Below are 5,407 nucleotides of genomic sequence, written 5' to 3' on the forward strand. Positions count from 1 at the left end.
CGGCTGCSSCGYGTCYYGTRYGSCGAATRCYTGCATGGCCGATTTCCGAAGCGCTCCAGGCATGAAGCATTGGGGCCGGGTGCTGGGAATGGCCGAAGAAACCGCTGCGGCAGCCGCTGCGGCAGCCGACGGGGGCTTCCCCCTCATACTCGGCGGCGACCACAGCATCGCCATCGGGACCATAGCCGGCCTAGCCTCCCGCCGACAGAGGCTGGGCGTCCTGTGGATCGACGCCCATTCCGATCTCAATACCCCTTACACCACTCCGTCCGGCAATCTTCACGGCATGTCGCTCGCGGCCTGCCTCGGCTTCGGAGATCCGCACCTGGCTGCCGTCGGGGGCTATTCCCCGAAGCTTCAGCCGGAGCGCATCGCGCTGGTCGGAGCCCGTTCCCTCGACGAGGGGGAGCGGGAAATCATCGGCCGGCTCGGCATCGCCTGCTTCACCATGCACGACATCGACCGCAGGGGCATGGCCGACGTCATGAAGGAGGCGATCGCGATCGTCTCGAACGGATCGGACGGCGTCCATCTCAGCTTCGACATCGACAGCGTCGATCCCGGAGAGGCGCCAGGCACCGGCACGCCGGTGCGCGGCGGGCTGTCTTACCGCGAAGCCCATTTGGCCATGGAGCTGCTGCATGAAGCCGGCATTCTCACCTCGGCGGAGCTGGTCGAGGTCAACCCGCGGCTCGACAGCGGGAACCGGACGGCCCGCCTGGCGGTCGAGCTGCTGGCTTCCCTTTTCGGAGAGAAGATCCTCTAGCAGGCCGGCTCTATACCTCGATGACGATCGGCAGAATCATCGGCCTTCTTCTCGTCCGGGCGTAAATATAGCGGGCCAGATCGTCCTTGAGCGAACGCTTGACGAGATTCCACCGGCCCGGCTGTTCTTCTTCCAAGCCTTGCACCGTCTTCAGCACGAGCTCCTGGATGCCGGCCATCAGCTCCTCGTTGTCCCGGACGTACACGAAGCCGCGGGAGATGATTTCCGGCTTCGCCAGCATGCGCCCGTCGTACTCGCTCAGCGTCACCACGACGACAAGCATGCCGTCGCCGGACAGCTGCCTGCGGTCCCGCAGCACGATCTTGCCCACATCCCGTCCGAGGCCGTCGACCAGGCTGCTTCCGGCCGGAATCGATTTCCCCTTGCGCGCCTCGCCGTCTGCCAGCTCTACCGTATCGCCGTTGTTCAGGATGAAGACGCGCTCCTGCGGAATGCCGACCGCTTCCGCTAGCAAGCGATGCTGATGCAGCATCCGGAACTCTCCGTGGACCGGAATGAGATATCGCGGCTTCATCAAGGTCAGCATGAGCTTCAGCTCCTCCTGGCTGCCATGTCCAGACACATGCATGCCGGTCGCGCTTCCCGCTCCGTAAATGACGCTCGCCCCGATCTGGTACAGATGGTCGATGATTCGGGAGACGCTCCGCTCGTTGCCCGGAATCGCGCCGGCCGCAATGATCACGGTGTCCCCCGGAGCTATGGCCATCTGGCGGTGGCTCCCTGCGGCCAGCCTGGCAAGCGCCGCCATCGGCTCTCCCTGGCTGCCGGTGCACAGCACGGCAATCCGCTCCGGCGGATGATCCCCGCTTCGCCAGCGTCGATGATCAGCTCCTCCGGCACGTTCAAGTACCCGAGAGAAGACGCGACATCCACTACATTCACCATGCTTCTCCCGAGCAGCACCAGCTTGCGGCCTGTCGCTGCCGAGGCGTCGACGACCTGCTGCACCCGGTTGACGTTGGAGGCGAAGGTGGACAGGAACACTCTCTGCTTCGCCTTGGAGAAGGCATCCAGAATATGGCCTCCGACTACCCTCTCCGAAGGCGTAAAGCCCGGCCGTTCGGCGTTGGTGCTCTCGGAGAGGAGCAGCTGGACTCCCTTGCTGCCGATGTCGGCCATCCGGTGCAGATCGGGATAGGGACCGCTGACCGGAGACATGTCGAACTTGAAATCCCCCGTATGCACGATCGTTCCCTGAGGGGTGTCAAAAACGATGCCCAGACAGTCCGGGATGCTGTGGCTGATCGTGAAAAAAGCCGTCCTGAAACAGCTGCCCAGCTCGACGGCCGAGTCTGCGTCAATGATATGAAGCTGCGCTCCGCCCATCAGGCCATGCTCCTTGAGCTTGATCTCGATCAGCCCCATCGTCAGCCTCGTCGCGTACACCGGCACAGGCAGCTGCTTCAATAAATAGGGGATGCCTCCGATATGGTCTTCATGTCCGTGCGTCACAAGAAGCGCCCTCACCTGGTCCTTGCGCTCGAGCAAATAGGACAGATCCGGCACGATCAGATCGACGCCGGGCTGGCTTTCGTCCGGAAACTTGGAGCCGCAGTCGATCAGGACGATATCGTCTCCGCACTGAAGCATGTACATGTTCTTGCCGATTTCGTTGACGCCTCCGAGAGCTGCCGCAAGCAGGCCGGAAGGCCGTCCCTGCCCTCCTGCCTCTTCAATTTCCGGCAAATGACCGCGCCGTTCTTCCTTGACTCCATCCATTCCGATTCCTCCGATTCGCTTCCTGCCGATGATGATATTGGGATTCCCGATTGTGCCGGACGAAATGCGCTTGGACGGAAAAATGAAAAAGCTGTCTAATGGGGTCCCATGCACGGCGAGAATTGCGCCCCTTAAGAAGGACCCTTTGAAACAAGCAGCCCTCTTGGGTGTCGAATGTGTTGTATCGGACAAGGATGCCTGGGGGCATTCAGCTCCTATGCGAACGCAAAGGGCTTAGCTCATTTACCGCTTCAATGGGGTTTCAACCAACTAGCTGCAACATTATTTGGCTTGGTTCTGTTATATAGACAGCAGAATATAGACAGCAAGTATATAGGCAGCAAGTAATATGAAAATACCTCATCGAATATGAAAACTTTGTTAGTTGATTCTTGCCTCTATTTAGTCCAAGCAACAAATAAGTCATTACGAATAGCGAAATCAGAGGTGTGAAGATGTTATTTATGCTTATCTGTCTCATATTTATTGCCATCTCAATATTTGCGATTGGAAGAGCCGGGCTTTCTAACCCATATTCGAAAGGTTTCGCCCTCGCTGTTGTTTTATCCATTGTAGCTGCTGGTTGTCTTGCTCAAAACTATACTCAAAGCCTAATTCCAGAAGCAAACGATGGAATTGGAAGTTCAAATCTAGTGGCGTACTCGATTATTGGTGAGGACGGCTGGTCTCAGGAGAAGTTTCGAGACATATTTGAGAAATCCATTTCTTTCACCCTCAGTTTAATTGCTGCATACCCTGTCGTTCTTATCGTGGAGTCAAAATTAAAAAAGAAAGTAACCTCGGGTGCTTAGCTCCCTTTTTTTGAGCATAAATCAACCCTTAAGTCTACCTAAGCCTGCTAAAAAAAAACACCGGACCCTCTCCCTAAAAAGGAAGAGGATTCGGCGTTTCTCGCTTCAACGGCTCCATGGGCCGGCCTAGGCTTCGGTTAGGCTTTCGCCGTTTCCTTCTGCCGTTCGATCTCTGCGATCAGCAGCGGCTCGGGCGCCTGCCAGCCAGCCGGCTTGGCGACCTTGCCCTGCTCGTTGTAGATCGGCTTTCCGTCCGGTCCGAGCTTGGCCATATTGGCGGCATGCACGATCTCGAACAGCCTCTCCGGCTCCACGCCCATCTCGACAAAAGTCCCCAGCGCGAAATACATCAAGTCGATCAGCGCATCGGCCTGATCCTCAACCGTCTCCGCAGCCAAAAATTCGCCGATTTCCTCGGTCATCCACGATGCTCTCGCCAGCGCCCTTCCGCCTTGCCCCTGCAGAGAGGCTGCCTTCATCCGGCCCGCCAGCTCCTCGGTCGCCCGTCCGGCTTCGGCCGCGGCTTCCCCTTCTCCTCTGGAAGCCATCGTCGGAGCTTCCGCAACCGGAGCCCCGAAGGCGGCGTGGAATCGCCTCACCTGCTCATATTGCTTGTCCATGTTTTCCGCAGCCCCTTCACAAATGAGTTCAACGTCATTCATTGTACCACCGCGGCAAACACATGAGAAAGGCCGCGGCGGCTTCCAGCCTGGCTGCCGCAGTCGGTCTTTATGTTTATTAGCGCCTTGGCGGCAGGCATGTCCTCCGTCCCCACCATTGACCGAGAAATCGCTCCGGCCCCTTCCGCAGCGGCGCCTGCTGCAGCTTGAATGCTACAAAAAAATAAAAGAGTCCGCTCGAAACCAGCGGACTCTTTTATTTTTGCGGCTCGTCTTGCGGCAAAACCATATGTCTTCCCATGACCGTCTGCAAGAAGAATTTCTTCTCGAAGGGCGGCAATCATGAACAAAAAAATCGGGCGCCCCTTGCGGGGCGCCCTTATCATGGGAGAGGAGAAACCGGACGAAGAGCTTATGGGGAAACGTAAGCCTTCTCCGCGGTGTCTACGGCATCTCTCGACGCCGATATCCTCATGATGCCCGGTTCCCGGACATTTATACCTAATCGCCCACGAAATTCTGGACCAGCCGCTCTTCGAAAGAGCCGCCTTCCTCGCCCTGCCATGGCTCCTTCTGTTCGGCGGCGGCGAGCAGGACCGAGCACTCCCGGAGCAGCCTCGACAGCAGAACGGCCGCCGCAGCAAGCGCCCCATCCACGAATGCCAGCACGGCAAATGGATGATCCGCGAGCGACATGTAGCCCATCATGCCCCCCATCAGTCCGCCCATAAGCCCGGCAAGAGCTCCTTCAAGAGAAGGCAAGACTCCGTGGGGGCTGCCCGCCATATAGCCGGCTGCAGCGCAGGCCGCCGCTGCGGCCATCGCAGAGAGCGAAAAGCTGGCCGTGACGAGAGTCAGCAGAGTCCCGCCCGTCAGCCCCGCCGCCATCGCGAGCGTCATGCAGGCCATCATGAGATGCATGCGCGGCGCGCTCCTCATCCATCGAATTCGAAGCGTATAGTAGAAGACGGCTATACCAGCCGCCAGCAAGGACACTACTTTGGCAGCCGCATATCCAAACGTCTCCGCCCCGCCAGCCGGTTTACCGTGGTCCATCCCTTGCATGCCGGTCACGGCAGCGGCCGCCTCCCCATCAGCTCCCGCCAGCTCCAAATTTCCTGCATCGCCGTAATCTGCTGGCAGCTCGGCCGCTCCTGTATGTCCAGCATCTGCCGCTTCCCCTGATTGCTTTTGAACCTCTCTGCCCGCTCTCTCCGAAACATTCGGCAAAGGATTTGAGAGGAAAGATATCCCTGCCGTCATCCCCCGCTCATGCGCCCCCATGAGCGGCCTGCCTGCGGCGGCAGCAGCCGGCTCGGCCGCACCTGCGCGCAAAGCCAAAACAATCATCAGCACCATCAGCGCCATCCCGATTCTCAGCTTGCCCATGCCTCCTCCTTAAGTCAAAACTATGTAGCAGCGGGGGCCCCGGATATCGCGTCTTATCAGGTTTCGGGTACATTGCTAAA

General features: G+C 58.8%; 5 protein-coding genes and 1 pseudogene. 2 read left to right on the forward strand and 4 right to left on the reverse strand.

Annotated features, from left to right (window positions below):
* Positions 1 to 34: 34 nt before the first annotated feature.
* Positions 35 to 766: an arginase gene (gene rocF / locus BN871_RS24010; RefSeq protein WP_083436630.1), complete on the forward strand. Its 732-nt coding sequence runs from the start codon at positions 35 to 37 to the stop codon at positions 764 to 766.
* A gap of 10 nt (positions 767 to 776) precedes the next feature.
* Here the strand turns inward: rocF and BN871_RS24015 are convergent.
* Positions 777 to 2,428: pseudogene (locus BN871_RS24015) on the reverse strand (ribonuclease J).
* Between the two features lie 533 nt (positions 2,429 to 2,961).
* On the opposite strand from BN871_RS24015, the gene BN871_RS24020 reads away from it, so the two are divergent.
* The gene (locus BN871_RS24020; RefSeq protein WP_048749463.1) at positions 2,962 to 3,318 is read left to right on the forward strand and encodes a hypothetical protein; all 357 of its coding nucleotides are present in this window, start codon (positions 2,962 to 2,964) and stop codon (positions 3,316 to 3,318) included.
* A 137-nt stretch (positions 3,319 to 3,455) separates the two neighbouring features.
* On the opposite strand, the gene BN871_RS24025 is transcribed toward BN871_RS24020, so the two are convergent.
* The 3 genes from BN871_RS24025 to BN871_RS24035 form a co-directional block, all read right to left on the reverse strand.
* On the reverse strand, positions 3,456 to 3,938 hold the full coding sequence (locus BN871_RS24025) for a hypothetical protein (protein WP_232313308.1): 483 nt from the start codon (positions 3,936 to 3,938) through the stop codon (positions 3,456 to 3,458).
* A 38-nt stretch (positions 3,939 to 3,976) separates the two neighbouring features.
* A complete protein-coding gene (locus tag BN871_RS24030) occupies positions 3,977 to 4,288 on the reverse strand; it encodes a hypothetical protein (RefSeq protein WP_048749467.1) in 312 nt (103 codons plus the stop codon).
* Positions 4,289 to 4,439: 151 nt separating this feature from the next.
* Positions 4,440 to 5,327 (reverse strand): hypothetical protein, encoded by an 888-nt coding sequence (locus BN871_RS24035; RefSeq protein WP_021880927.1) that lies wholly within the window; start codon positions 5,325 to 5,327, stop codon positions 4,440 to 4,442.
* Positions 5,328 to 5,407 lie beyond the last annotated feature (80 nt).

Origin of the sequence: Paenibacillus sp. P22 (genome assembly GCF_000469945.2) — a bacterium.
In the GTDB taxonomy this organism is placed as follows: domain Bacteria; phylum Bacillota; class Bacilli; order Paenibacillales; family Paenibacillaceae; genus Paenibacillus_O; species Paenibacillus_O humicus.